24 protein-coding genes are annotated in these 23,162 nt (G+C 72.4%); 16 read left to right on the top strand and 8 right to left on the bottom strand.

Annotation, left to right across the window (positions count from 1 at the left end; all coding sequences use genetic code 11):
- The first annotated feature begins 208 nt into the window (after positions 1-208).
- On the top strand, positions 209-439 hold the full coding sequence (locus tag OG448_RS08710; protein WP_030808451.1) for a hypothetical protein: 231 nt from the start codon (positions 209-211) through the stop codon (positions 437-439).
- A gap of 137 nt (positions 440-576) precedes the next feature.
- Entirely contained in the window at positions 577-1,194 is a 618-nt protein-coding gene (locus OG448_RS08705) for an HU family DNA-binding protein (protein WP_405552541.1), read from the top strand.
- Between the two features lie 130 nt (positions 1,195-1,324).
- On the opposite strand, the gene OG448_RS08700 is transcribed toward OG448_RS08705, so the two are convergent.
- Both OG448_RS08700 and cofC read right to left on the bottom strand, forming a co-directional pair.
- Entirely contained in the window at positions 1,325-1,528 is a 204-nt protein-coding gene (locus OG448_RS08700) for a hypothetical protein (protein WP_031181780.1), read from the bottom strand.
- Positions 1,529-1,537: 9 nt separating this feature from the next.
- Positions 1,538-2,188, bottom strand: a complete 651-nt coding sequence (gene cofC, locus OG448_RS08695) for a 2-phospho-L-lactate guanylyltransferase (protein WP_405552539.1) — start codon at positions 2,186-2,188, stop codon at positions 1,538-1,540.
- Positions 2,189-2,410: 222 nt separating this feature from the next.
- Here cofC and OG448_RS08690 point away from each other — a divergent pair, with 222 nt between their 5' ends.
- From OG448_RS08690 to OG448_RS08680, 3 genes are read left to right on the top strand one after another with little or no spacing between them, the layout of a single operon-like run.
- On the top strand, positions 2,411-3,268 hold the full coding sequence (locus OG448_RS08690) for a lysophospholipid acyltransferase family protein (RefSeq protein WP_405552537.1): 858 nt from the start codon (positions 2,411-2,413) through the stop codon (positions 3,266-3,268).
- Positions 3,265-4,275 carry an NAD(P)H-dependent glycerol-3-phosphate dehydrogenase gene (locus tag OG448_RS08685; protein ID WP_405552535.1) on the top strand — a complete coding sequence of 337 codons (1,011 nt, stop codon included), beginning with the start codon at positions 3,265-3,267 and terminating at the stop codon, positions 4,273-4,275. The genes OG448_RS08690 and OG448_RS08685 overlap by 4 nt, the downstream gene beginning before the upstream one ends.
- A gap of 59 nt (positions 4,276-4,334) precedes the next feature.
- Positions 4,335-5,492: a D-alanine--D-alanine ligase family protein gene (locus tag OG448_RS08680; protein WP_405552533.1), complete on the top strand. Its 1,158-nt coding sequence runs from the start codon at positions 4,335-4,337 to the stop codon at positions 5,490-5,492.
- A gap of 12 nt (positions 5,493-5,504) precedes the next feature.
- Here OG448_RS08680 and OG448_RS08675 read toward each other — a convergent pair whose 3' ends face one another.
- Together OG448_RS08675 and OG448_RS08670 are read right to left on the bottom strand one after the other, a co-directional pair.
- Entirely contained in the window at positions 5,505-6,023 is a 519-nt protein-coding gene (locus OG448_RS08675) for a DUF3515 family protein (protein ID WP_391300440.1), read from the bottom strand.
- 20 nt (positions 6,024-6,043) lie between these two features.
- Complete coding sequence (locus tag OG448_RS08670; protein ID WP_030808468.1) at positions 6,044-6,277, bottom strand: Lrp/AsnC family transcriptional regulator; 234 nt, start codon at positions 6,275-6,277, stop codon at positions 6,044-6,046.
- Between the two features lie 205 nt (positions 6,278-6,482).
- Between OG448_RS08670 and OG448_RS08665 the strand changes: the two genes are divergently transcribed.
- Both OG448_RS08665 and thiD read left to right on the top strand, forming a co-directional pair.
- Positions 6,483-7,445 carry a thiamine-phosphate kinase gene (locus OG448_RS08665; protein ID WP_405552531.1) on the top strand — a complete coding sequence of 321 codons (963 nt, stop codon included), beginning with the start codon at positions 6,483-6,485 and terminating at the stop codon, positions 7,443-7,445.
- Positions 7,442-8,245, top strand: a complete 804-nt coding sequence (thiD, locus tag OG448_RS08660; RefSeq protein ID WP_405552529.1) for a bifunctional hydroxymethylpyrimidine kinase/phosphomethylpyrimidine kinase — start codon at positions 7,442-7,444, stop codon at positions 8,243-8,245. The genes OG448_RS08665 and thiD overlap by 4 nt, the downstream gene beginning before the upstream one ends.
- A gap of 82 nt (positions 8,246-8,327) precedes the next feature.
- Here the strand turns inward: thiD and rpmB are convergent, their stop codons facing one another.
- The gene (gene rpmB / locus OG448_RS08655; protein WP_004924906.1) at positions 8,328-8,513 is read right to left on the bottom strand and encodes a 50S ribosomal protein L28; all 186 of its coding nucleotides are present in this window, start codon (positions 8,511-8,513) and stop codon (positions 8,328-8,330) included.
- Positions 8,514-8,771: 258 nt separating this feature from the next.
- Between rpmB and OG448_RS08650 the strand changes: the two genes are divergently transcribed.
- Positions 8,772-10,412, top strand: a complete 1,641-nt coding sequence (locus OG448_RS08650; RefSeq protein ID WP_405552527.1) for a DAK2 domain-containing protein — start codon at positions 8,772-8,774, stop codon at positions 10,410-10,412.
- A 10-nt stretch (positions 10,413-10,422) separates the two neighbouring features.
- Here OG448_RS08650 and OG448_RS08645 read toward each other — a convergent pair whose 3' ends face one another.
- Positions 10,423-13,272, bottom strand: coding sequence for a tetratricopeptide repeat protein (locus OG448_RS08645; RefSeq protein ID WP_405552526.1), 2,850 nt, complete (start codon positions 13,270-13,272; stop codon positions 10,423-10,425).
- Positions 13,269-15,107: an HSP90 family protein gene (locus OG448_RS08640; RefSeq protein WP_405558725.1), complete on the bottom strand. Its 1,839-nt coding sequence runs from the start codon at positions 15,105-15,107 to the stop codon at positions 13,269-13,271. Before OG448_RS08640 ends, OG448_RS08645 begins: the two co-directional genes overlap by 4 nt.
- A 193-nt stretch (positions 15,108-15,300) precedes the next feature.
- Here OG448_RS08640 and recG point away from each other — a divergent pair, with 193 nt between their 5' ends.
- The 8 genes from recG (at position 15,301) to mutM (ending at position 22,672) form a co-directional block, all read left to right on the top strand.
- Positions 15,301-17,502 (top strand): ATP-dependent DNA helicase RecG, encoded by a 2,202-nt coding sequence (recG, locus tag OG448_RS08635; protein WP_405552524.1) that lies wholly within the window; start codon positions 15,301-15,303, stop codon positions 17,500-17,502.
- Positions 17,503-17,571: 69 nt separating this feature from the next.
- The gene (gene rsmD, locus OG448_RS08630) at positions 17,572-18,159 is read left to right on the top strand and encodes a 16S rRNA (guanine(966)-N(2))-methyltransferase RsmD (protein WP_405552523.1); all 588 of its coding nucleotides are present in this window, start codon (positions 17,572-17,574) and stop codon (positions 18,157-18,159) included.
- Between the two features lie 26 nt (positions 18,160-18,185).
- A complete protein-coding gene (coaD, locus tag OG448_RS08625; protein WP_391300701.1) occupies positions 18,186-18,665 on the top strand; it encodes a pantetheine-phosphate adenylyltransferase in 480 nt (159 codons plus the stop codon).
- Between the two features lie 117 nt (positions 18,666-18,782).
- Positions 18,783-19,901, top strand: a complete 1,119-nt coding sequence (locus OG448_RS08620; RefSeq protein WP_405558723.1) for a cell division initiation protein — start codon at positions 18,783-18,785, stop codon at positions 19,899-19,901.
- A gap of 133 nt (positions 19,902-20,034) precedes the next feature.
- Positions 20,035-20,688 carry a DUF177 domain-containing protein gene (locus tag OG448_RS08615; protein WP_086695411.1) on the top strand — a complete coding sequence of 218 codons (654 nt, stop codon included), beginning with the start codon at positions 20,035-20,037 and terminating at the stop codon, positions 20,686-20,688.
- A 2-nt stretch (positions 20,689-20,690) separates the two neighbouring features.
- On the top strand, positions 20,691-20,864 hold the full coding sequence (gene rpmF, locus OG448_RS08610) for a 50S ribosomal protein L32 (RefSeq protein WP_003951102.1): 174 nt from the start codon (positions 20,691-20,693) through the stop codon (positions 20,862-20,864).
- A gap of 7 nt (positions 20,865-20,871) precedes the next feature.
- Entirely contained in the window at positions 20,872-21,723 is an 852-nt protein-coding gene (rnc, locus tag OG448_RS08605) for a ribonuclease III (protein ID WP_405552520.1), read from the top strand.
- Positions 21,724-21,811: 88 nt separating this feature from the next.
- Entirely contained in the window at positions 21,812-22,672 is an 861-nt protein-coding gene (mutM, locus tag OG448_RS08600; RefSeq protein WP_405552518.1) for a bifunctional DNA-formamidopyrimidine glycosylase/DNA-(apurinic or apyrimidinic site) lyase, read from the top strand.
- On the opposite strand, the gene OG448_RS08595 is transcribed toward mutM, so the two are convergent.
- The gene (locus OG448_RS08595; protein ID WP_405552516.1) at positions 22,645-23,046 is read right to left on the bottom strand and encodes a winged helix-turn-helix transcriptional regulator; all 402 of its coding nucleotides are present in this window, start codon (positions 23,044-23,046) and stop codon (positions 22,645-22,647) included. The genes mutM and OG448_RS08595 overlap by 28 nt on opposite strands.
- Positions 23,047-23,162 lie beyond the last annotated feature (116 nt).

The following is a 23,162-nucleotide window of genomic DNA, read 5'->3' as shown; positions in this document are numbered from 1 at the left end:
GATCGCCACGATTGGGGGTACGCGCATGTCCGGGTCCGGACACCTCGGAGCTCGCCCCGCGTGCCCCCCAACTCCCCTTCACAGCAACGAAGTTGCAGGTCCGGGCGGCCTCGGGCGACACCCCCTCCCCGAGCCCCGAAACGGCGCGCGGAGGCGGCAGTTGCCCCCTGCGCAGGCGACAACTCGCCCCAGATGGCACAATCTGTGCATGGAACACGACGGCCAACTCCAGCTCTATGCGGCAGTCGCGGACCAACTCAAACAAGCGCACGCAACCGTGCGCACACTGCAAGTCCCGGAGGGCGTACGGATGGCGCTGACCCGGAAGCTGCTGGTCATTACGGCCGCGGCCAAACACGATCTCGCCGGCGCGGCAACGCGTCTCGAACGATTCACCGCGGACCTCGAAGCGGGCCGGATGCCCGAAGAGGACCGCTGAATCCGTCCGGGGCCGCCGAACCCGATGCGGCACAAGGGTGAGAAGCCCGTTTCGTGTTTGATTTGCGGTATATATCTGCCTAACGTGCGAAAAAGCTTGAACACTTTCGTTCTGGCGATGTCTCCGAAGGGGAAGACGTGAACAAGGCGCAGCTCGTAGAAGCGATTGCCGACAAGATGGGTGGCCGCCAGCAGGCCGCCGATGCTGTCGACGCGGTCCTGGACGCCATCGTCCGCGCCGTCGTCGCGGGGGACCGGGTCTCGGTCACCGGCTTCGGGTCCTTCGAGAAGGTGGACCGCCCCGCTCGCTACGCCCGTAACCCCCAGACGGGCGAGCGTGTTCGGGTCAAGAAGACCTCGGTCCCGCGCTTCCGCGCCGGCCAGGGCTTCAAGGACCTGGTGAGCGGTTCGAAGAAGCTTCCCCGTGGTGGCGAGGTCTCCGTGAAGAAGGCGCCCAAGGGCAGCCTGACCGGCGGCGCTTCCGCGACCGTGAAGAAGGCCGCGGCCAAGAAGGCCACCAAGGCCGCCGCGAAGAAGACCACCGCCAAGAAGGCGGCGCCGGCGAAGAAGACCACGGCGACCGCCAAGAAGGCCGCCGCGAAGCAGGCCCCGGCCAAGAAGGCCACCGGCACCACCGCGGCCGCCAAGAAGACCACCGCGAAGAAGGCTCCCGCGAAGAAGGTCACTGCCAAGAAGGCGCCCGCCAAGAAGTCGACGGCACGCAAGACCACCGCGAAGAAGACCACCGCCCGCTAGAGGCACGGCCTTCCACGGCACCCGGTCCCTCAGGGCTCACACGCGCCGGGCCGGACTCCCACGGGGAGTCCGGCCCGCGGTGCGTTCACAAGGCGGCCGAGGGCCCGATCAGTGCCTGTTCAGCGCCCGTTCAGAAGGTCTGCAGGGTCACCAGCGTGATCCGCAGCCCCTCGCCCCGCCCCTCGGTCTCGATCCGCACCCGCTGACCGGGCCGCAGCAACCGCAGGCCGCCCGCGTCGAAAGCGGCCGCGTCGAAGGGCACCGGGGTGCCGTCGTCGAGCAGCACCTGCCCGCTGCGGCTCTCGGGGTCGTAGGTGTAAGCGGTGGCCTGCATGTCCGCAGCCTACTGCCCGGACAACGGCACCGGTGCGGTCCACGAGGCGCTCGCCGCCGCCGTGTACGGGCCCACGCCCAGTTCCAGTGCCACCCGCAGGTCGTCGCCCGTGTCCACGTCCCGCCGTACCGATTCCACGCTCCCCGGCGCCAGTTCCGCCGCGCCCGAGGCGCGGTGCCGGGCGCGCGAGGCGCCACCGAAGGCCGGGGCCAGCTCCCGGCCGGGCGTCGCCGCCAGCAGGGTCGTGCCCCAGGCGGCCGCGTCCGCCAGGAAGGCGCGCGGGAATTCGGCTGCCGCCGTGAGCACCCGTGCCAGTTCCGCCGGGCGCAGCGCGGGCAGATCGGCGTTGAGCGCGGCGACGGCCGCCTCCGGGCGGGCCGCGCGCACCGCCGAGGCGCCGTGCGCCAGCGCGGCGTTCAGCCCGCCGGCCGGCTCGTCCGGCACGATCCGGGCGCCCAGCGCGGCCAGCGCCCGCCCGGCCACCAGGTCGTCCGTGACGACCGCCACATCCGCGACCTCGGGACACTCCAGCACGGCGGCCACCGTGTCCTGTGCGAACGCCAGCACCAGCCCCGGCCGGGCCCCTTCGGCAACGGCGTCCGCGAGCCTGCTTTTCGCCCGTGCCAAGGGCTTCAGGGGGATGACCAAGCTCCACTGCACCGGCGTACCGTCCCTCTCTGCTCGCGCTCATTGTCCCCCGCTCCCACCAGGCGGCCCGAGCCGCCCCGAGGTGTGGGGGAATGCTGTGAAGGCCAGTCCGGGGGCGGTCGCCGCAGACATGCGGGCGTACGGTGTTCTCGACAGACCGGCGGCCCGGAGTCACACTTGTGCGGCCCCCGGCCGAGGTGAAGGCCCTCAGAGGCCATGGAGGAAGGTGTCCGCGTGTCCCGCCGCAGAATCGGCTTCTGGTACCGCTTCGCCGCGGTGATCTGCAAACCGCCGCTGGCGGTTCTGATCAAGCGGGACTGGCGAGGAATGGAGCACATTCCGGCCGACGGCGGATTTATCACCGCGGTGAACCACAATTCCCACGTGGACCCCTTCGCGTACGCGCACTATCAGTACAACACCGGACGGGTTCCGCGATTCCTGGCGAAGAGCGGCCTTTTCAAGAAGGGATTCGTCGGCGCCGCGATGCGCGGTACCGGACAGATCCCCGTCTACCGCGAGAGCACCGACGCGTTGAGCGCATTCCGTGCCGCGATCGAGGCGGTGGAGAAGGGCGAGTGCGTCGCCTTCTACCCCGAGGGCACCCTGACCCGCGACCCCGACGGCTGGCCCATGACGGCCAAGACAGGCGCCGCCCGCGTGGCCCTGCAGACCAAGTGCCCGGTCGTGCCGGTCGCCCAGTGGGGCGTCAACGAACTCCTGCCCCCCTACGCGAAGAAGCCGCGCCTCTTCCCGCGCAAGACCCACCATGTCCTCGCCGGCCCGCCGGTGGACCTTTCCCGGTTCTACGACCGGGAGATGACCGCCGACGTGCTCAGGGAGGCCACCGAGGTCATCATGGCGGCCATCACCCGCCAGCTCGAGGAGATCCGCGGCGAGAAGGCGCCGGCCGTGCCCTACGACCCGCGCCGCGAGCGGATCGAGCAGCGCCGCCGCACCCGCGCCCAGTCCGGCCAGGCCGCCCCGTCCGGCCACTCGATCCAGTTGGACCGGGGCCAGGTCCAGGACACGGTGCCCGCGCCCGCCGCCGAGGCCACGCCCACCGCCACCGAAGGGGGAAGCGGCAAGTGAGCACGCCTGTCCGGGTCGCCGTCATGGGCACCGGCTCCTGGGGCACCGCGTTCGCCGTGGTCCTCGCCGACGCGGGCTGCGAGGTCACCCTCTGGGCCCGCCGCGCCGAAGTGGCCGACGCGGTCAACTCCACACGCACCAACCCCGGCTACCTGCCCGGCGTCGAGCTTCCCCCGGGCGTGCGCGCCACCTCCGACGCCGCCGAGGCGCTGGGGGACGCCGACTTCGTCGTCCTGGCGATCCCGTCGCAGACCCTGCGCGCCAACCTCGCGGAGTGGGCCCCGCTGCTCGCCCCGGACTCCGTGCTCGTCTCCCTGATGAAGGGCGTCGAACTCGGCTCCGCCATGCGGATGAGCGAGGTCATCGAGGACGTCGCCAAGGTCGCCCCCGAGCGGATCGCCGTGGTCACCGGGCCCAACCTGGCCCGTGAGATCGCCGCCCGGATGCCCGCCGCCGCCGTGGTCGCCTGCACCGACGAGGCGGTCGCCCAGCGGCTCCAGGCGGCCTGCCACACCCCTTACTTCCGGCCGTACACCAACACCGACGTCATCGGCTGCGAACTCGGCGGCGCGGTCAAGAACGTCATCGGTCTCGCCGTCGGCATCGCGGACGGCATGGGACTCGGCGACAACGCCAAGGGCTCGCTCATCACGCGCGGCCTCGCCGAGACCACCCGGCTCGGCATGGCGCTCGGCGCCGACCCGCTGACGTTCTCCGGACTCGCCGGACTCGGGGACCTGGTGGCGACCTGCTCCTCGCCGCTGTCCCGCAACCACACCTTCGGCACCAACCTCGGCAAGGGCATGACGCTTCAGGAGACCATCGCGGTCACCAAGCAGACCGCCGAGGGCGTCAAGTCCAGCGAGTCCGTGCTGGACCTGGCCCGCAGGCACGGTGTCGACATGCCGATCACCGAGACGGTCGTCGGAATCGTGCACGACGCCAAGCCGCCCGTGGTGGCTCTCAAGGAGCTGATGTCGCGCAGCGCGAAGCCCGAGCGACGCTGAGCGAAAGCGCCGGGTCGACGCTGTCCGGAGGCACTACCAACGGGTACTCTCAACGCGATATGAGCACCGAGAACCTCCCCCAGAGCCCTGCAGCTCAGCCCCGCAAGCCGCGTGTGGCCGTCGTGTTCGGCGGCCGCTCCTCCGAACACGGGATCTCCACGGTCACCGCGGGTGCCGTCCTGGGCGCCATCGACCGGACCAAGTACGACGTCTTGCCGATCGGCATCACCCGTGACGGTCGCTGGGTGCTGACGGCCGACGAGCCGCAGCGGATGGCCATCACGGACCGCCGCACCCCGGAGGTCCTGGACGTGGCGGAGTCCACCGAGGGCGGAGTGGTGCTCCCGGTCGACCCGGCCAACCGCGAGGTCGTCTACAGCGAGCCCGGCGCGGTGCCCAAGGCGCTCGGCGAGGTCGACGTCGTCTTCCCGGTGCTGCACGGCCCCTTCGGGGAGGACGGCACCCTCCAGGGTCTGCTGGAGCTGTCCGGTGTGCCCTACGTCGGCTCGGGCGTGCTCGCCTCGGCCGTCGGCCAGGACAAGGACTACATGAAGCGGGTGTTCACCTCCTTCGGGCTCAAGGTCGGCCCGTACATGGTGATCCGGCCCCGTGAGTGGCAGCAGGACGAGTCCGCCGCCCGCAAGCGGATCGTGGACTTCGCCGGTGAGCACGGCTGGCCGCTGTTCGTGAAGCCCGCCCGCGCCGGCTCCTCCATCGGCATCACGAAGGTCGACGGCCTCGCCGGGCTGGACGAGGCCATCGCCGAGGCCCAGCGCCACGACCCGAAGATCATCGTGGAGGCCGCGCTGACCGGCCGCGAGATCGAGTGCGGTGTGCTGGAGTTCGAGGACGGCCCGCGCGCCTCGGTCCCCGCCGAGATCCCGCCGCCGAGTGCGCACGCGTACTACGACTTCGACGCCAAGTACATCGACTCCACGCCCGGTGTCGTCCCGGCCCCGCTCACCGACGAGCAGACCGCCGAGATCCAGCGGCTCGCGGTCGAGGCGTTCGAGGCGGCGTCCTGCGAGGGTCTGGTCCGCGCGGACTTCTTCCTCACCGACGACGGCGAGTTCGTCATCAACGAGATCAACACCCTGCCCGGCTTCACCCCCATCTCGATGTACCCCAAGATGTGGGAGGCGTCCGGCATCGGCTACGCGGAGCTGGTGGACCGCCTGGTCCAGGCGGCACTGCGCCGCCCGACCGGGCTGCGCTGAACCCTCACGACATCACCGCATGGAGGCGATCCCCTCGGGGATCGCCTTCTTCACGGCCGGGGCCAGGTCGACCAGGACCGCCGTCGAGTCGTCCGGGCCGGACAGTTCCTCGGGCAGCGTGACCTCCACATAGGCGCGGCGGTTGGCGGTGGTGAAGCGCGAGGAACCATCGTCCCGCTTCTCCATCAGCCAGTCCACGCCGTCCACCCCGCCGGCCAGCGCCGCGGGGTCGTGGCCCTGGGCGACCTTGGGGTCGGTCATCTTCGGCGGCCGGACCACCCCGCAGCGCAGTATGATCGCCGGGCCCGACCAGCCCGCCGTATAGGCGGAAGCGGGCCGTGGGTCGTCGCGGTGCCGGCCGTCCACCTTCTCGGGCAGCGCCTCGTCCAGACGCCGGCACAGGGGGGCGGTCCGTGCGTCGGGGCGGGGAGCCGCGACCGTGGTGCCGTCGTCCGCCGTGGAACAGCCCGCGACCGCGATCAGCAGCGCGGGCGCGAGCAGGCCGAGGGGCCGGTGACGGAAGAAGTTCACCGGCCAAGCGTAGACGGGGGCTACAGATGCACGACCGGGCAGGTCAGGGTGCGTGTGATGCCGTCCACTTGCTGGACCTTGGCGACCACCATGCGACCCAGCTCGTCGACAGTGTCGGACTGGGCGCGGACGATGACGTCATAGGGTCCCGTCACGTCCTCGGCCTGGATCACTCCAGGAATCCTGCCGATCGTCTCGGCGACGGTCGACGCCTTGCCGACCTCGGTCTGGATCAGGATGTACGCCTGTACCACGGAACCTCCAGGGCGGCCACGAGGATCATGTGGGGAAGAGGAACGCCACGGTATCGCGTCGCCGCTCTCCGAGGGGAGACCCTGGGGAACGGAGCACGCGTGCCGGGGTGCGGGCACGACGGAAGTTGACGGTCACCTCGACCGTATCGGGGACACTGATGACGCGCGACCGGGCACGGGACAGGTACAGAAGGGGCTTGAGGCCATGAAGGGCACAGTGGGTGAGCTTGGTGAGTTCGGGCTCATCCGGGAGCTGACCTCCCGTCTCACCACCACCCCGGCGGTCCGGGTCGGCCCCGGTGACGACGCCGCCGTGGTCGCCGCCCCGGACCGCCGGGTGGTGGCGAGCACCGACATCCTGCTGGAGGGCCGGCACTTCCGCCGCGACTGGTCCACGGCGTACGACGTGGGCCGCAAGGCCGCCGCCCAGAACCTCGCCGACATCGCCGCGATGGGCGCCGTGCCCACCGCGCTGCTGCTCGGCCTGGTCGTCCCCGCCGAGCTCCCGGTGACCTGGCCGACCGAGCTGATGGACGGTCTGCGCGACGAGTGCCAGGTCGCGGGCGCCTCCGTGGTCGGCGGCGACGTCGTACGTGGTGACACGATCATGGTGTCCATCACCGCGCTCGGTGATCTGCGCAACCAGGAGCCGGTGACCCGCGGGGGCGCGCAGCCCGGCGACCTGGTGGCCGTCACGGGCTGGCTGGGCTGGTCCGCGGCCGGGTACGCGGTGCTCTCGCGGGGCTTCCGTTCGCCGCGCGCCTTCGTGGAGGCCCACCGCCGCCCCGAGCCGCCCTACCACGCGGGCCCGGCGGCCGCAGCGCTCGGCGCGACCGCGATGTGCGACGTCAGCGACGGACTGATCGCGGACCTCGGGCACATCGCGGACGCCAGCAAGGTCCGGATCGACATCCGCTCCGGCGCGATCGACATCCCCACCCAGATGAACGACATCGGCCAGGCGGTCGGGGTGGACCCGCTGCAGTGGGTGCTCACCGGGGGAGAGGATCACGCGATCGTGGCCACCTTCCCGCCTGACACCAAGCTCCCGGCCCGCTGGAAGGTGATCGGCGAGGTGCTCAACCCCTCGGCGCTGCCCCAGGTGACCGTGGACGGGGCGCCCTGGACCGCCACCGGCGGCTGGGACCACTTCGGGGACCCCGAGTGAGGCCCGCCGGGCAGGCGCCGCCGCGCGTCCTCACCGTGGCCGGCTCGGACTCCGGCGGCGGAGCGGGCATCCAGGCCGACCTGAAGACGATGCTGGCGCTGGGCGTGCACGGGATGAGCGTGATCACCGCCGTGACCGCGCAGAACTCCCTCGGCGTGCAGGGCGCCTGGGAACTGCCGGTGGAGGCGGTACGGGCGCAGTACCGCAGCGTGGTGGACGACATCGGCGTACAGGCCGTGAAGACCGGGATGCTGGCCTCGGCGGAACTGGTCGAGGCGGTCGCGGAGTTGATCTCCGGCACGGACGCGCCCGTGGTGGTGGACCCGGTGGGCGTCTCCAAGCACGGCGACCCCCTGCTCGCCGCCTCCGCCCTGGACTCGGTGCGCACCCGGCTGCTGCCGGTGGCGACCGTGGCCACCCCGAACCTCGACGAAGTGGCCCAGCTCACAGGATTCCGGGTCACTTCGGAGGCCGATCTGCGCCCGGCGGCGGAAGCCGTACTGGCCTACGGGCCCCAGTGGGTGCTGATCAAGGGCGGTCATCTCACCGGCGAGGCGGTGGATCTGCTCACCGACGGCGAACAGGAGTTCCGGCTGCGCGCCCCGCGCCACGACAACCGGCACACCCACGGCACCGGCTGCACCCTGGCCTCCGCGATCGCCTCGGGGCTGGCGAAGGGTCTTGCCGTGCCGGAGGCGGTCACGGCGGCCAAGGAGTACGTCACCGGGGCGATCGCCCATGGCTTCGCGCTCGGCGCCGGTATCGGCCCTGTGGACCACGGATGGCGCCTCGAACAGTGAACGGGCAACGCAATGAGCCGGCCCACACGAGGTGGACCGGCTCATTGCAGCAACCGACTATGGCCGCGCGCTTAGCTGTGCGTCAGCGCGAGACCTTGCCGGCCTTGATGCACGAGGTGCAAGCGTTCACGCGCTTCGGCGTCCCGCCGACCACGGTACGGACGCGCTGGATGTTCGGGTTCCAGCGACGGGGCGTACGGCGGTGAGAGTGCGAGATGTTGTTGCCGAAGCCCGGCCCCTTGCCGCAGACGTCGCAGTTGGCAGCCACGGGTCACTCCAAAGACTTCAGATGCTCTTACGGTTGATCCCGGCATGCCGGGATCGAGATCAGGAAAACCTGAGATCTTGAGTGGCGCTGCCAGGGGGAATGGCCCGACCGGGATCGGGCAACCGGAGCAGCATACAACGACTGCTTCCGTACAACGAAACTACCATGGTGGCCAGGCACCCCGTGCCCGGCCCTCCCGCGGTGGACGCCGTCCCACGGTCTACGCTGCGTCCCACGTCCAGCCACAGGGAGGCGCAGGTGGCGCAGGTGCCGCAGACATTCCTCGATGCTCTCGCGGTGCGCACCTGGTGCGGTCTGGCGCTGCGCTCGCTGGGTCGGGCGCGCGAGGAGATCGACGCGATCAACGTCTATCCCGTGGCCGACGGGGACACCGGCACCAATCTGTATCTGACCGTGGAATCCGCGACGGCGGCCGTCGAAGCGGTGTTCGCCGGGTACGAGCAGGGCGGGCCCTCTCTCGCGGACGCCCTGCGCGCAATGGCCCACGGCGCCCTGATCGGCGCCCGCGGCAACTCCGGCACGATCCTCGCCCAGCTCCTGCGCGGGATGACCCAGGTGCTCACCGCGGGTGACGCGTCTCACGTCGACGGCACCGTTCTGCGGCTGGCGCTGCGCCGGGCCGCCGACGCCGCCCGCGAGGCCGTCGCCCACCCGGTCGAGGGCACCGTCCTCACCGTCGCCTCGGCCGCCGCCGACGCGGCCGAGGGGGCCGAGGGCGACTGCGGGACGGTCGTCCTGGCCGCCTACGAGGGAGCGCGCGCCGCCCTCGCCGCCACCCCCCGCCAACTGGCCGTGCTCGGCCGCGCCGGGGTCGTCGACGCGGGCGGACGCGGCCTGGTGACCGTGCTGGCGGCCCTGCTGGAGGCGGTCACGGGGGAGGCGGTGCCGGAGGAGACGTACGCCGGGGTGGCTGGGGCCGAGATCTGCCCGGAGGCACCGGAGCACGCGGGGGAGGGCGGGCCCGCCTACGAGGTCATCTACCTGCTGGAGGCAGACGACGCGGCCGTGGCCCGGCTCCGGGAACGGCTCGACGCCCTCGGTGACTCCTTGGTCGTGGTCGGCGGCGACGGGCTGTGGAACGTCCATGTGCACGTGGACGACGCCGGGGCCGCCGTGGAGGCGGGCGTCGAGGCCGGGCGGCCGTACCGGATCAGGATCACCCACTTCGCCGTCGGGGACGTGCACACGGGCGGTGAGCGGCCGCCGCGCGAACCGGCGCAGCGGGCCGTGGTCGCCGTGGTGCCCGGCGAGGGACTGGCCGGGCTGTACGCCGAGGCGGGCGCCACCACCGTCCTCGCCCGCCCCGGCGAGCCGCCCGCCAGCGGGGAGCTGGCCCAGGCGCTCCGGCGCGCGCACGCCCGCGAGGTCGTCCTGCTGCCCAACGACGCCGACCTGCGCCACACGGCCGCCGCGGCCGCCGAACAGGTCCGCGCCGAGGGCGTCCGGGTCGCCCTGATCCCGACCCGCTCGGCGGTCCAGGGCATCGCCGCGCTCGCCGTGCACGAACCGGAGCGCCGGTTCGACGAGGACGTGGTCCAGATGACCTCGGCCGCCGGTGCCACCCGGTACGCCGAGGTCCTCGTCGCCGAGCGCCAGTCGTGGACGACGGCCGGGATCTGCCAGGCCGGGGACGTGCTCGGGCTGATCGACGGCGACGTGGCCGTGATCGGCCCCGACCTCACCGGCACCGCCGAGACCGTCCTCGACCGCATGCTCCAGGCGGGCGGCGAACTGGTCACCCTGGTCGTCGGCGACGACGCCCCCGAGGAGGTCGCCGACCGCCTCGAAGCCCGCGTCCGCGAGTCCTACCTCGCGGTCGACACCGTGGTCTACCAGGGCGGCCGGCAGGGTGCGCTGCTGCTCATCGGCGTGGAGTGAGGGACCGGGGTCACTCCCCGTCCAGCAGACGGGACGCCGTCTCGCGCCGGAGGCGGACCGTGTCGTCCGTGGCGTCGGCGCCCTCGTAGGCCGCGAGCACGGCACGCGCGCGTGCCTTCGCCTCAGCCGTCCGGCCCAGCTCGCTCTCCAGCGCGGCGGCGGCCAGTTCGGCGCCGGTGCGGCCGTGCAGACCGTCCGTGCCGAGCGTGGCGAACAGCGCGGCCGACCGCTCCAGCTCCGCCAGCACCTCCTCGCCCCGCTCCTCCGCGACCGTGATGAGCAGCTCGCCGAACTGGCGGTGCGTGTGCGCGAGTTCGGTGGTCAGCCGGGCCTCCTCCAGCGGGTCGTCCGCCTCCGCCAGCGCCTCCCCGCACACCCGCACCGCCCGCGCCATGAGCGCCCGCGCGCCCGGCACCCCCGCGTCCAGCCGGGGCGCCAGCCAGGCGCGGGCCCGCAGCGCGCGCACGGTGAAGTACGGGTTGCCCAGCGCCTCCCACAGCTCGCCGGCCCGTACGTACGCCCGGTCCGCCTCCGCAGGGAGGTCCGCCTCGGCCATGGACTCGCCGGCCAGGTGGGCCAGCGTGGCGTGGTCCTGCTGCTCCGGCCAGTGCTCGGCGATGCCGGCCGCCAGCAGCCGGTGTTCGGCGGCCTGCCGGTGCTCGCCCAGCTCGCTCAGGCAGTCCCCGAGCCACCAACGGGTCTGGACCAGCGCGCCGTCCCCGTGCACCTCGGCCGACAGCTCGGCGAGCGCCGACTCCAGCACCTCGGCCGCCTCCGTCCAGCGCCCCTGGCGCAGCAGCAGCCCGCCCAGCAGGTGCCGGCCCCAGGCGCCGAAGGTGCCGCTCTCGCCCGCCTCGTCCGCCCAGCGCGCGGCCTGGAGGGCATGCCCGGCCGCCTCCTCGGTGCCGCCCCGCGCCCCGATCAGCTCGGCGAGCTGGAGGTGGAGCTGGGCCCGCCCGGTCGACTCCAGATACGCCCCGCCGTGCTCCAGCGCCGACCGCAGCGCCCGCTCGGCCTCGGCCGGCTCCCCGAGGTGCTGGGACAGCGCCCCCACCCGCGCCTCGTACTCCACGGCGAACCAGGGCAGCCCCGCGCCGGTGTACTCGGCCGCCGCCCGCCGAAAGAGGTCGGCCGCGCGCGGCAGGTCCCCGCCCAGCTCGGCCAGTTCCGCCAGCATGGCCCGCGCCTCGGCGCCGCGCGCCACCAGCCGTACGTCGTCCCCGGTGCGGCCGCCGACGAACGCCAGCACCTCCCGCGCGGCCCGCTCCGCCTCCTCCGCCGGGGCGCCCTCGTGGACGCACCGCATCAGCACCCGGGCCCGGCTGATCAGCACCCCCGCCGTCTGGCGGGGGCCGGTCGCCTCCTCCGCGTACAGCGCGAGCACCTGGTCGTACAGCCCGTCGGCCGTCTTCCGGGCGGCCTCCGTCTCGCCGGTCAGGGCGCGTACGTACGCGCCACGCGCGCGGGCCGCCAATGCCTCGCCGGGGTCGCCCGCCTCCGTATAGAGGGCGGCGGCCTCCTCGAAGACCGGGGTGCCCTCGGGGCCCAGGGACATCGCCTCGTTGTCGGCCAGCTCGGCACGCGCGCGTGCGTCGAGCCCGGCGCCGTCGGCGGCCCGCGCGAGGGCGGCCCATGCCTGCGGGGCGTCCGGCTGGAGGGTCTCCGAGAGCCGCCGCGCCCGCGCCAGCAGCTCGGGCACCTCCGGCTCCGCGTCCGGGATCGCCTCGGCCACGGGGGGCGGTGCCGGAGCCGTCCGTACGCCCAGCGGGAGGCGCTCCGCCAGCGGCTGGCCCGCCATCGTGGCGCGGGTCAGGTCACCGACGTGCGAGGTGCCGTTGCGCGCGTCGAACCGCGCGGCCAGCTCCAGCGCCTCCACGCGCGCGTGCCCGGCCAGCTCCCGCGCGGTCCATGTCCGTCCGGCAGGACCCGGCACCTCCCGGGCGCCCAGGCCGAGCGCGGTCAGCCGGTCCATCAGCAGCGTCACCACGGCCAGGAACTCCAGCAGGCTGCGCGGATGCCCCGTGTCCGTGAAGTACGCCGGCCGCTCCGCCAGCAGCTCCAGAGCGCGCGCCTCGTTCCCGCTCAGCGCGCAGAACTCCACATGGGCGGCGTACGCGTCCCGCATGCTCTCCATCGGCCGCACCAGCCGGATGCCCCGCAGATGGTGGGCGCGCGCCTCCTCCACCCGGCCCAGCCGCAGCAGCGGCACCAGCGACCGGGCCAGCACCCCGTGCGGCTCGTGCGCACACGCGAACTCGCCCTCCAGCACCGGCGCCCACAGCTCCAGAGCCTCCGCGTCCCGGCCCGACCGCACCTGCCAGCCGCCCTGCCCGTGCAGCTCACAGGCGTGGCAGTCGGCCATCTCGTCCCGGTCGGCGGCCAGCCACGCCGCGTACGCCCGCTCGGCCCGCGCCCGGTCCCCGATGTGCGAGGCGATGCCGAACTCGGCCGCGCGCACGGCCCGTTCGGAGTACCCGGCGACCCGGTAGCGGCGCTCCATCTCACCGAGCCAGTTCTCCACCGACGCCAGCGGGATGTGCGGCTGGCCCAGCATGCCCGCGGTCATCCACTTGAACGTCCAGTGCAGCGCGTGCGCCTCGTACGCGTCGAAGTCCTCCGGCCGCTCGTCCCACATCCGCAGCAGCCGCGCGAACGGCACGAACACCCGGTCCTTCTCCGAGCTGTAGTTGAAGACCTTCACCTGATGGCCGAGCGCCTCGATCACCGCGAGCGGGATCTCCAACTTCTCGGCCTCGGTGAGGAGTTCCTCCGCACGCGCGTTGCGTGCCGGGCCCTCCGGCCGCTCCGCGTTCTCCGCCATGGCCTGCCGCAGCGCCTCGAAGTCCATGATCCGGCTCATCGTCCCTCGCCCTCCCCGAGCGTCGCCCACTCCAGCAGTCCGGCGAACGCCCGGTTCACCAACGTCGCATCGGCCGGCCGCAGCGGGCGGCGCGCCAGCAGCAGCGCCTGCCCGTACAGCGCCTCGGCCGCCGTGCCCGTCAGCTCCGGGTCGGTCAGCGAACCGACGCGCCGGACCAGCGGGTTGAGATGGTTCAGCACCAGCCGGGCGCGCGGCGCGGTGCCGCGCAGTGAGCCCAGGATGCCCGCCCACAGGTCGTCCGCCCGCTCCTCGGCGTCCGCCCGCGCCCGCTCGTGCCGCGCCGACCGGTCGTCCAGATGCAGCGCGGGCACCGACACCGGGTGGAACGCCCGCAGCTCCACGTCGCAGCCCAGCGGGTCGAGCCTGGCGCGCGCGGCGGCCAGGAAGCCGGACAGCGCCCGCTCGGCCGCCGGGTCCACCGCGTCCAGGTGCGCGGTCACCGTGTCCGCGTCCAGCTCCGCGACCACCGTGCCCGGCCGCACCGACGGCAGCGCCTCCACCAGCTCGCTGTCGTAGGTGTAACCCCCGTTCACCACCCCGACGCCCTGCGCGGCGGCGATCGACGCGACCTGCCGGAACTCCTCGACGCTCCGGGTGAAGTGCACCACCGGGTGCCGCCGCGCGAACTCCTCCAGCGACAGCTCCCCGTCACTGGTCTCGAACGGCAGCCACGGCAGCATGACCCGCAGCATCTCCCCGTCGTGCCGGGCCAGCGCCCGCACCCCGAGATGGTGCACGGCCAGGAACGCCGCCAGCCGCTCCGGGTCACCCGCCGCGAGCCCCGTCAGCCAGTCCCGCACCCGCTCGCCCAGCGCCTCGCGCACCCCGGCCAGCGTCTCGTCCTCGTACAGCGCCTCGCGCGAGGCGGTCGGCCGCAGCGTGTCCGTGTCCAGCACACAGCGCACGAAGAACGCCCAGTCCGGCAGGAGCTGTTCGGCCCGCTCGGTGAGCAGCATGCCCTTCAGGTGCACCCGGTGCGTGGCCCGCTGCGCCGGGCTCACCGCAGAGGGGAGGACGTACGCCACCCCGCGCACCCCGGCCAACGGCACGTCCAGCGGGATCGCGTCCAGCGGGGTGAAGCCGAACAGCTCCCGGCAGTGCGCCTCCAGCGCCGCCCGCCGCTCCACCGGGCTGGGCCAGGAGCGGTCCCAGGGCGCCGGGAGATCGGTGACCGGCTCGTCGTCCACCCGCACGTCGTACGGCAGCAGCGAACCGAAGTCCCGCGCCAGGGAGCGCACCCGCGCCGGCGCCAGCCACTCGCCCGCACCCGGGCGCGCCACCAGGTGCACGGTCGTGCCCGGCTCCGGCCGCGCCGAGTCCGGCAGGGTGCGCACGGTGTACGAGCCGTCGTCGGCGGCCGTCCACTCCACCGGCGGAGCGCCGGGCGTACGGGCGCTGCGGCTGACCACGCGGATGCGCTCGGCGACCACGAAGCAGGCCAGCAGACCGATGCCGAACCGGCCCAGGAACCCGGAGCGGGTCTCCTCCAGGCCCTCCGCACGCTTGGAACTGCGGCCGATGGTCGCCAGCAGGCTGTGCACGTCCGACTCGGTGAGCCCGATGCCGCTGTCCTCCACCCGCAGCCCGCCCCGCCCGTCCGGGTACAGCCGCACCCGCGCCGGGGCGCCGGGCTCCGCCGCCCGCCGGGCGGTGACGGCGTCCACCGCGTTCTGGAGCAGCTCGCGCAGGTAGACCTTGGGACTGGAGTACAGGTGCTGGGAGAGCAGGTCCACCAGACCACGCAGGTCGACCTGGAAGGTGTGCGGCGGGGCGGGCTCGGAGGCCGGGGATGACTGGGAGGTCTGGGAGTCCATCGTCACGGCGCCGGTGGGAGGAGCTTCGCGCGGCGCGGGGTCGGGCGGTCGTGTGCCGTGGGGGCGGTGACCGCGGGGGATGGCCGGAGCGCGTCATCCTAGGCCCGAAGGCCCGAGCTGACCAGGGATTTCGGGGATCTGTCCGGGACCGGGCGGAGTCACCTGTACGGCGATGTCGGTGGTGTGGTGTGCAATGGATCTCGTGCCCGCACTGCGAGAACCCCTGAAGAAGGTGCTCGGTCCCGCCACCGCGAAGGTGATGGCCGAGAACCTCGGCCTGCACACCGTCGGCGACCTCCTGCACCACTACCCCCGCAGATACGAGGAGCGCGGCCAGCTCACCCACCTCGCCGACCTCCCCATGGACGAGCACGTCACCGTGGTCGCCCAGGTCGCCGACGCCCGGCTGCACACCTTCGCGTCCTCCCGCGCCCCGCGCGGCAAGGGCCAGCGGCTCGAGGTCACCATCACCGACGGCAGCGGCCGCCTCCAACTGGTCTTCTTCGGCAACGGCGTGCACAAGCCGCACAAGGAACTGCTGCCCGGCACCCGCGCGATGTTCTCCGGCAAGGTCTCCGTCTTCAACCGCCGCCTCCAACTCGCGCACCCCGCGTACGAATTGCTGGACAAGGACGCCGAGGACGGCGACGAGGCCGTGGAGAGCTGGGCGGGCTCCCTCATCCCGATCTACCCCGCCACCGCCAAACTGGAGTCCTGGAAGATCGGCAAGGCGGTGCAGACCGTGCTGCCCAGCGTCCAGGAGGCCGTCGACCCGCTCCCGGAGTCACTGCGCGAGGGCCGTGGCCTGGTCGAGCTGCCCGAGGCCCTGGTCAAGATCCACCGTCCCGCCACCAAGGCCGACATCGCCGACGCCCGCGCCCGCCTCAAGTGGGACGAGGCGTTCGTCCTCCAAGTCGCCCTCGCCCGCCGCCGCTACGCCGACACCCAGCTCCCCGCCGTCCCCCGCCGCCCCCTGGACGACGGCCTCCTCACCACCTTCGACGCCCGCCTCCCCTTCACCCTCACCGAAGGCCAGCAACGCGTCTCCCAGGAGATCTTCACCGACCTCGCCACAGCCCACCCGATGCACCGGCTGCTCCAGGGGGAGGTGGGAAGCGGAAAGACCATGGTGGCCCTGCGGGCCATGCTCGCCGTGGTGGATGCCGGGGGGCAGGCGGCGATGCTGGCGCCCACCGAGGTGCTGGCTCAGCAGCATCACCGGTCGATCACCGAGATGATGGGGGAGCTGGCCGAGGGGGGCATGCTGGGCGGGTCGGAGCACGGGACCAAGGTGGTGCTGCTGACCGGGTCGATGGGGGCGGCCGCACGCCGGCAGGCACTCCTGGACATCGTCACCGGCGAGGCCGGGATCGTCATCGGCACCCACGCGCTCATCGAGGACAAGGTCCAGTTCCACGACCTGGGCCTGGTCGTCGTGGACGAACAGCACCGCTTCGGCGTCGAGCAGCGCGACGCCCTGCGCGGCAAGGGCAAGCAGCCCCCGCACCTGCTCGTCATGACGGCCACCCCGATCCCGCGCACGGTCGCGATGACGGTCTTCGGCGACCTGGAGACCTCTGTCCTGGACCAGCTCCCGGCCGGCCGTTCCCCGATCGCCACCCATGTCGTCCCGGCCGCCGACAAGCCCCACTTCCTCGCCCGCGCCTGGGAACGCGTCCGCGAGGAGGTCGAGGGCGGCCACCAGGCGTACGTCGTCTGCCCCCGCATCGGCGACGAGGACGAGAGCGCCGCCGAGAAGAAGGCCGCCGAGGGCGACAAACGGCCCCCGCTCGCCGTGCTCGACATCGCCGACCAGCTCGCCCGGGGCCCGCTCCAGGGCCTCAAGGTCGAGGTGCTGCACGGCAGGATGCACCCCGACGACAAGGACGCCGTGATGCGCCGCTTCGCCGCCGGGGAGACGGACGTCCTGGTCGCCACCACGGTCATCGAGGTCGGCGTCAACGTCCCCAACGCCACCGCGATGGTCATCATGGACGCCGACCGCTTCGGCGTCTCCCAGCTCCACCAGTTGCGCGGCCGCGTCGGCCGGGGCTCGGCGCCCGGCCTCTGCCTGCTGGTCAGCGAGATGCCCGAGGCCAGCCCCGCCCGCCAGCGGCTCAACGCCGTCGCCTCCACCCTCGACGGCTTCGAACTCTCCCGCATCGACCTGGAACAGCGCCGCGAGGGCGACGTCCTCGGCCAGGCCCAGTCCGGCGCCCGCACCAGCCTCCGGGTCCTGGAGGTCATCGAGGACGAGGAGATCATCGCGGAGGCGAGGGAGGAAGCGGCAGCGGTGGTCGCGGCGGACCCGGAACTGGAGCACATCCCCGGCCTACGCACCGCCCTGCAAGCCCTCTTGGACGAGGAGAGGGAGCAGTACCTGGAGAAGGGCTGAGGTGCACACCCACGCCACCCCCACCACCTGCGAAAATAAAAGAACGCACCCGCAGAAGAAGGACCCCACATGACCCGCGTGATCGCCGGTACGGCAGGCGGACGGCGCCTCTCCGTGCCGCCCGGCACAGGAACCCGGCCCACATCCGACCGCGCACGCGAAGCCCTCTTCTCCACCTGGCAGTCCCTCCTCGGCACCCCCCTGAACGGCGAACGGGTCCTCGACCTCTACGCGGGCTCCGGCGCCGTCGGCCTGGAGGCACTGTCCCGGGGCGCCGCCCACGCCCTCCTCGTCGAGGCCGACGCCCGCGCCGCCAGGACCGTCCGCGACAACGTCCGCAACCTGGGCCTGCCCGGCGCCGAAGTGCGGGCGGGCAAAGCGGAACAAGTCATCCGTACCGCACCCCCCGCCGACCCCTACGACCTGGTCTTCCTCGACCCCCCGTACGCCGTCTCCGACGACGATCTCCGCGAGATCCTCCTCACACTCCGCTCCGGGGGCTGGCTGACCGGCGAAGCGCTCGTCACCGTGGAGCGCAGCACCAGAGGGGGCGAGTTCCACTGGCCGGAGGGGTTCGAGCCGATCCGGTCCCGTCGTTACGGCGAGGGAACGTTTTGGTACGGTCGCGCCGCCTCACCGTGCGAAGACGCACGATGACCGGACCCGAGAGCGAGGGATCTCCCGTGCGCCGCGCCGTCTGTCCCGGATCGTTCGACCCGATCACCAACGGACATCTCGACATCATCGCCCGCGCCTCCCGCCTGTACGACGAGGTGTTCGTCGCGGTGATGATCAACACCTCCAAGAAGGGCCTGTTCGACGTGGACGAGCGGATCGGCCTGATCCGCGAGGTCACCGCCGAGTACGCCAACGTCCGCGTCGAGGCCCACCACGGCCTGCTCGTCGACTTCTGCAAGCAGCGCGAGATCCCCGCCATCGTCAAGGGCCTGCGCGCGGTGAGCGACTTCGACTACGAACTCCAGATGGCCCAGATGAACAACGGCCTCACCGGTGTCGAGACGCTGTTCGTGCCCACCAACCCCACCTACAGCTTCCTCTCCTCCTCCCTGGTCAAGGAGGTCGCGGCCTGGGGCGGCGACGTCTCCCACCTGGTGCCCCCGCAGGTGCTCGCGGCCCTCGGCGACCGGCTCCGGAAGGACTGACGTCCCGGGACGCGACCGGGGCAGGTGACAACGCGTCACCCGGTGTCGGGCGGCCGCCCCGTGGCCGTACAGTCGTCCCGTCCGTCTCCAACACAGCAGTAGAGAGTGGCGAGCCAGGTGGACGTCCAGAACAAGCTCGACGAGATCGTCTCGGCGGTCTCCGGTGCCCGGTCCATGCCCATGTCGGCCTCCTGCGTGGTCAACCGCGCCGAACTGCTCGCGCTGCTCGAAGAGGTCCGCCAGGCCCTGCCCGGCTCCCTCGAACAGGCCCAGGAGCTGATCGGGGGCCGCGAGCAGATGGTCGAGCAGGCCCGCCAGGAGGCCGAGCGGATCATCGAGACCGCGCACGCCGAGCGCGGCAGCCTGATCGCCGGCACCGAGGTCGCCCGCCACTCCCAGGCCGAGGCCGACCGCATCCTGGCCGAGGCCCGCGCCGAGGCCGAGCAGATCCGCGCGGACGCCGACGACTACGTCGACTCCAAGCTCGCCAACTTCGAGGTCGTCCTCACCAAGACCCTCGGGTCGGTCGGCCGTGGCCGGGAGAAGCTGCTCGGCACCGGACCCGGTCTGGACGAGCACGGCTACGAGGACGAGGACGCCCCCGAGCGCAGCCAGGACCCGGAGACCCTGCGCCACGACGCGGACGCCTACGTCGACGTCAAGCTCGGCGCCTTCGAGGCGGTGCTCGCCAAGACCCTGGAGGCCGTCCACCGCGGCCGGCAGAAGCTGCACGGCCGGATCGCCACCGACGACCTCGGCGCCCTCGCGGACGACACCACGACCTTCCAGCACTCCAGCGACGCCGACTACCTGGCCGACCTGGCCGCCCTCGCCGACGTCCCGCCCGCCCCGGCGCAGCGCGCCCCGGCCCCGCCACCGGCCCCGGCGCCGGCGCAGGAACCGGTGTACGAGCCGCAGGAGGCGTACGGCTACCAGCAGCCCGACGCCTACCCGGCGGCCTACCCCCCGCAGCCCGGCTACGCCCCGCAGGAGGCGTACGGCTACCAGCAGGACCCGTACGCGGCTCCCAACGGCTACGCCCCGCAGGCCGAGGGCGCCTTCCACGGCTACGACGCCCAGCAGCCCGGCTACGACCCGAACCAGCAGCAGGGCGGGCAACAGGGCCAGCAGGGGCAGGCCCAGCAGGACTACGCCCTGGACGAGACCAGCCTCTTCGACACCGGCATGATCAGCGCGGAGCAGCTCCGCGCGTACGAACAGGGCCGCGGGCTGTAGTCGCGCGGGGACCCGATTGGGCCCTGAGCGAAAGGTCCAGTATCCTGGCTGTTCGGTCGCGTGTATCCCCGCGATCCGCGCTGCCCGGAACACCGTCGGGCCGCGTCCCTCCTAGCTCGGACCGAAAGCAGGAATGGCTTCCAACGCACGCCTCGACCACCGCAACCCCCTCGTGATCGATACCCACGAGCTGGGCCGGCGGCCTGGTGCGATGCAGCGCCTGACCCGCGAGGTCGACGCCCCCCGGGACCTCGGTATCGAGGGCGTCGTCGGAGTGCCGGAAGGCGCCCCGCTCGAGCTGGACCTCCGTCTGGAGTCGGTCATGGAAGGGGTGCTTGTCACAGGCACCGCCCGTGCATCGGCCAAGGGGGAGTGCGTAAGGTGTCTGGAGCCGGTCGGGCTGGAGCTCGAAGCGGACTTCCAGGAAATGTTCTCGTACCCTGACGCCGACGACCGTGGCCGCGTGATCGCGGAACCGGGCGACGACGCCGAGGACGACGAGGACAGGCAGTACATCGAGGACGGCTTGATCGACCTCGAACCTCTGCTGCGGGATGCGGTGGTGCTCGCACTGCCGATGCAGCCGGTGTGCCAGGACGACTGTCAGGGTCTGTGCTCCGAATGTGGAGCGCGGCTCACGGACGACCCGGACCACCACCATGACGCCGTCGACATCCGTTGGGCGGCATTGCAGGGACTCGCCGACACCATGTCGGACGGCGAGAAGGACGAGATGAGCGGCGACGTGCCTCGATCAGCACGTGCCGACGAGAAGCAGGAGAAGTAGCCGTGGCTGTTCCGAAGCGGAAGATGTCGCGCAGCAACACGCGCCACCGCCGGTCGCAGTGGAAGGCTGCGGTCCCCACCCTGGTTGCGTGCGAGCGCTGCCACGAGCCCAAGCAGCAGCACATCGCGTGCCCGTCTTGCGGCACCTACAACAAGCGCCAGGTCCTCGAGGTCTGAGCGGCCGGTGAGAGGCACTGTGTCCACTGCCAAGAAGGTGGAAGACGCCGAAGCCAACGCTTCCCGCCGACGCGGGAACGGCAAGGCGGAGAACATGGCCTCGTCCCACACGCTTCTGGAAGGGCGGCTCGGCTACCACGTCGAGTCCGCCCTTCTGGTGCGTGCGCTGACCCACCGTTCCTACGCGTACGAGAACGGCGGTCTGCCGACGAACGAGCGGCTGGAGTTCCTCGGGGACTCCGTGCTCGGTCTCGTCGTCACGGACACGCTGTACCGCATCCACCCCGACCTGCCCGAAGGCCAACTGGCCAAGCTGCGGGCCGCGGTGGTCAACTCGCGTGCGTTGGCGGAGGTCGGCCGTGGCCTCGACCTGGGTTCCTTCATCCGGCTCGGCCGTGGTGAAGAGGGCACGGGCGGCCGGGACAAGGCGTCCATCCTCGCCGACACCCTGGAAGCGGTGATCGGCGCGGTCTATCTCGATCAGGGCCTCGACGCGGCGTCCGAGCTGGTCCACCGGCTCTTCGACCCGCTGATCGAGAAGTCCTCGAACCTCGGAGCCGGCCTGGACTGGAAGACCAGTCTCCAGGAGCTCACCGCGATCGAGGGGCTCGGCGTGCCCGAGTACCTGGTCACGGAGACCGGCCCCGACCACGAGAAGACCTTCACTGCTGCTGCCCGCGTCGGGGGCGTCTCGTACGGCACCGGCACCGGCCGCAGCAAGAAGGAGGCGGAGCAGCAGGCCGCCGAGTCCGCCTGGCGGGCCATCAAGGCCGCCGCGGACGAGCGCGCCAAGGCGGCCGCCGAGGCCGTCGAGGCCGAGGCCGCCCCGGACGACGCACCGTCGTCCGCCACCGCCTGACCGAGCACATTCATCGAGCGCCCGCCCCCGTCCGACGGGGGCGGGCGCTCGGTTCTTCCACACCGGTTTTCCAACAAGGGGGTTGTCGATGCCCGAGTTGCCCGAGGTCGAGGTCGTCCGGCGGGGGCTGGAGCGATGGGTCGGCGGGCGTACCGTCGCCGAGGCCGAGGTGCTGCATCCGCGTGCGGTGCGGCGGCACCTGGCGGGGGCCGACGACTTCGCGCACCGGCTGAAGGGGCACCGGTTCGGGACGCCCAGCCGGCGCGGCAAGTACCTGTGGCTGCCGCTCGCGGACACCGGGCAGTCCGTCCTCGCCCACCTCGGGATGAGCGGCCAGTTGCTGGTGCAGCCGCACGCGACGCCGGACGAGAAGCATCTGCGGGTAAGGGTCCGGTTCGCCGACGAGCTGGACACCGAGCTGCGCTTCGTGGACCAGCGCACCTTCGGCGGGCTCTCGCTGCACGACAACACCGCCGAGGGCCTGCCCGACGTGATCGCGCACATCGCCCGCGACCCGCTGGACCCGGTCTTCGACGACGAGGTGTTCCACCAGGCCCTGCGGCGCAAGCGCACCACGATCAAGCGGGCCCTGCTGGACCAGTCGCTGATCAGCGGCGTCGGCAACATCTACGCGGACGAGGCGCTATGGCGCTCCCGCCTGCACTACGAGCGCCCGACGGCCACCTTCACCCGCCCGGTCACCGCCGAACTCCTCGGCCACGTACGGGACGTGATGAACGCGGCCCTCGAAGTCGGCGGCACCAGCTTCGACAGCCTCTACGTCAACGTCAACGGCGAGTCCGGCTACTTCGACCGCTCCCTGGACGCCTACGGCCGCGAGGGCCTGCCCTGCCGCCGCTGCGGTACGCCGATGCTGCGGCGCCCCTGGATGAACCGGTCCAGCTACTTCTGCCCGAAGTGTCAGCGGGCGCCGCGCGTCTCGTCGTAGCGGGCGCGGGCGGCCAGGACCTCGTCCATGGCGCCCTCCACGCAGTGGATGAGGGCGAGCAGCCGCTCGGCGACCCGGCGGCCGAGGTCGGTGAGTTCGTAGTCCACGCGGGGCGGGTTGACCGGCTGCGCCTCCCGGTGCACCAGCCCGTCCCGCTCCAGCGCCTGGAGCGTCTGGGACAGCATCTTCTCGCTGACGCCGTCCACCCGCCGCCGCAGCTCGTTGAACCGCAACGGCCCCTCGTACAACGCACCCAGCGCCAGCCCACCCCACCGCCCGGTGACATGCTCCAGCGTCCCCCGCGACGGACAGGCCCTGGCGAACACGTCGAAGTCGCACTCCGCGACCGACGGCTCCTGAATGCTCCCGCTCATGCCGTAAGGGTAGGCGAGCAGGACGCTAACCGCCAGGTTGCACTAACCCGGGGTTAGCGTCCAGCGATCCCCCAGACTGGTTTTGCCGCCTGCTTCAAGGGCACTCGACCAGTGAG

It is taken from the genome of Streptomyces sp. NBC_01171, assembly GCF_045039805.1.
Taxonomy (GTDB): domain Bacteria; phylum Actinomycetota; class Actinomycetes; order Streptomycetales; family Streptomycetaceae; genus Streptomyces.
This window is presented reverse-complemented; position numbering and strand designations above follow the sequence as displayed.

Excerpts from the sequence above, each read along its gene's own strand:
- OG448_RS08710 (WP_030808451.1), top strand. The coding sequence starts at position 209 with ATGGAACACGACGGCCAACTCCAGCTCTATGCGGCAGTCGCGGACCAA.
- OG448_RS08700 (WP_031181780.1), bottom strand. The coding sequence starts at position 1,528 with ATGCAGGCCACCGCTTACACCTACGACCCCGAGAGCCGCAGCGGGCAG.
- OG448_RS08680 (WP_405552533.1), top strand. The coding sequence starts at position 4,335 with ATGAGCACCGAGAACCTCCCCCAGAGCCCTGCAGCTCAGCCCCGCAAG.
- OG448_RS08665 (WP_405552531.1), top strand. The coding sequence starts at position 6,483 with ATGAAGGGCACAGTGGGTGAGCTTGGTGAGTTCGGGCTCATCCGGGAG.
- OG448_RS08645 (WP_405552526.1), bottom strand. The coding sequence starts at position 13,272 with ATGAGCCGGATCATGGACTTCGAGGCGCTGCGGCAGGCCATGGCGGAG.
- OG448_RS08640 (WP_405558725.1), bottom strand. The coding sequence starts at position 15,107 with ATGGACTCCCAGACCTCCCAGTCATCCCCGGCCTCCGAGCCCGCCCCG.
- recG (WP_405552524.1), top strand. The coding sequence starts at position 15,301 with ATGGATCTCGTGCCCGCACTGCGAGAACCCCTGAAGAAGGTGCTCGGT.
- rsmD (WP_405552523.1), top strand. The coding sequence starts at position 17,572 with ATGACCCGCGTGATCGCCGGTACGGCAGGCGGACGGCGCCTCTCCGTG.
- OG448_RS08615 (WP_086695411.1), top strand. The coding sequence starts at position 20,035 with ATGGCTTCCAACGCACGCCTCGACCACCGCAACCCCCTCGTGATCGAT.
- mutM (WP_405552518.1), top strand. The coding sequence starts at position 21,812 with ATGCCCGAGTTGCCCGAGGTCGAGGTCGTCCGGCGGGGGCTGGAGCGA.
- OG448_RS08595 (WP_405552516.1), bottom strand. The coding sequence starts at position 23,046 with ATGAGCGGGAGCATTCAGGAGCCGTCGGTCGCGGAGTGCGACTTCGAC.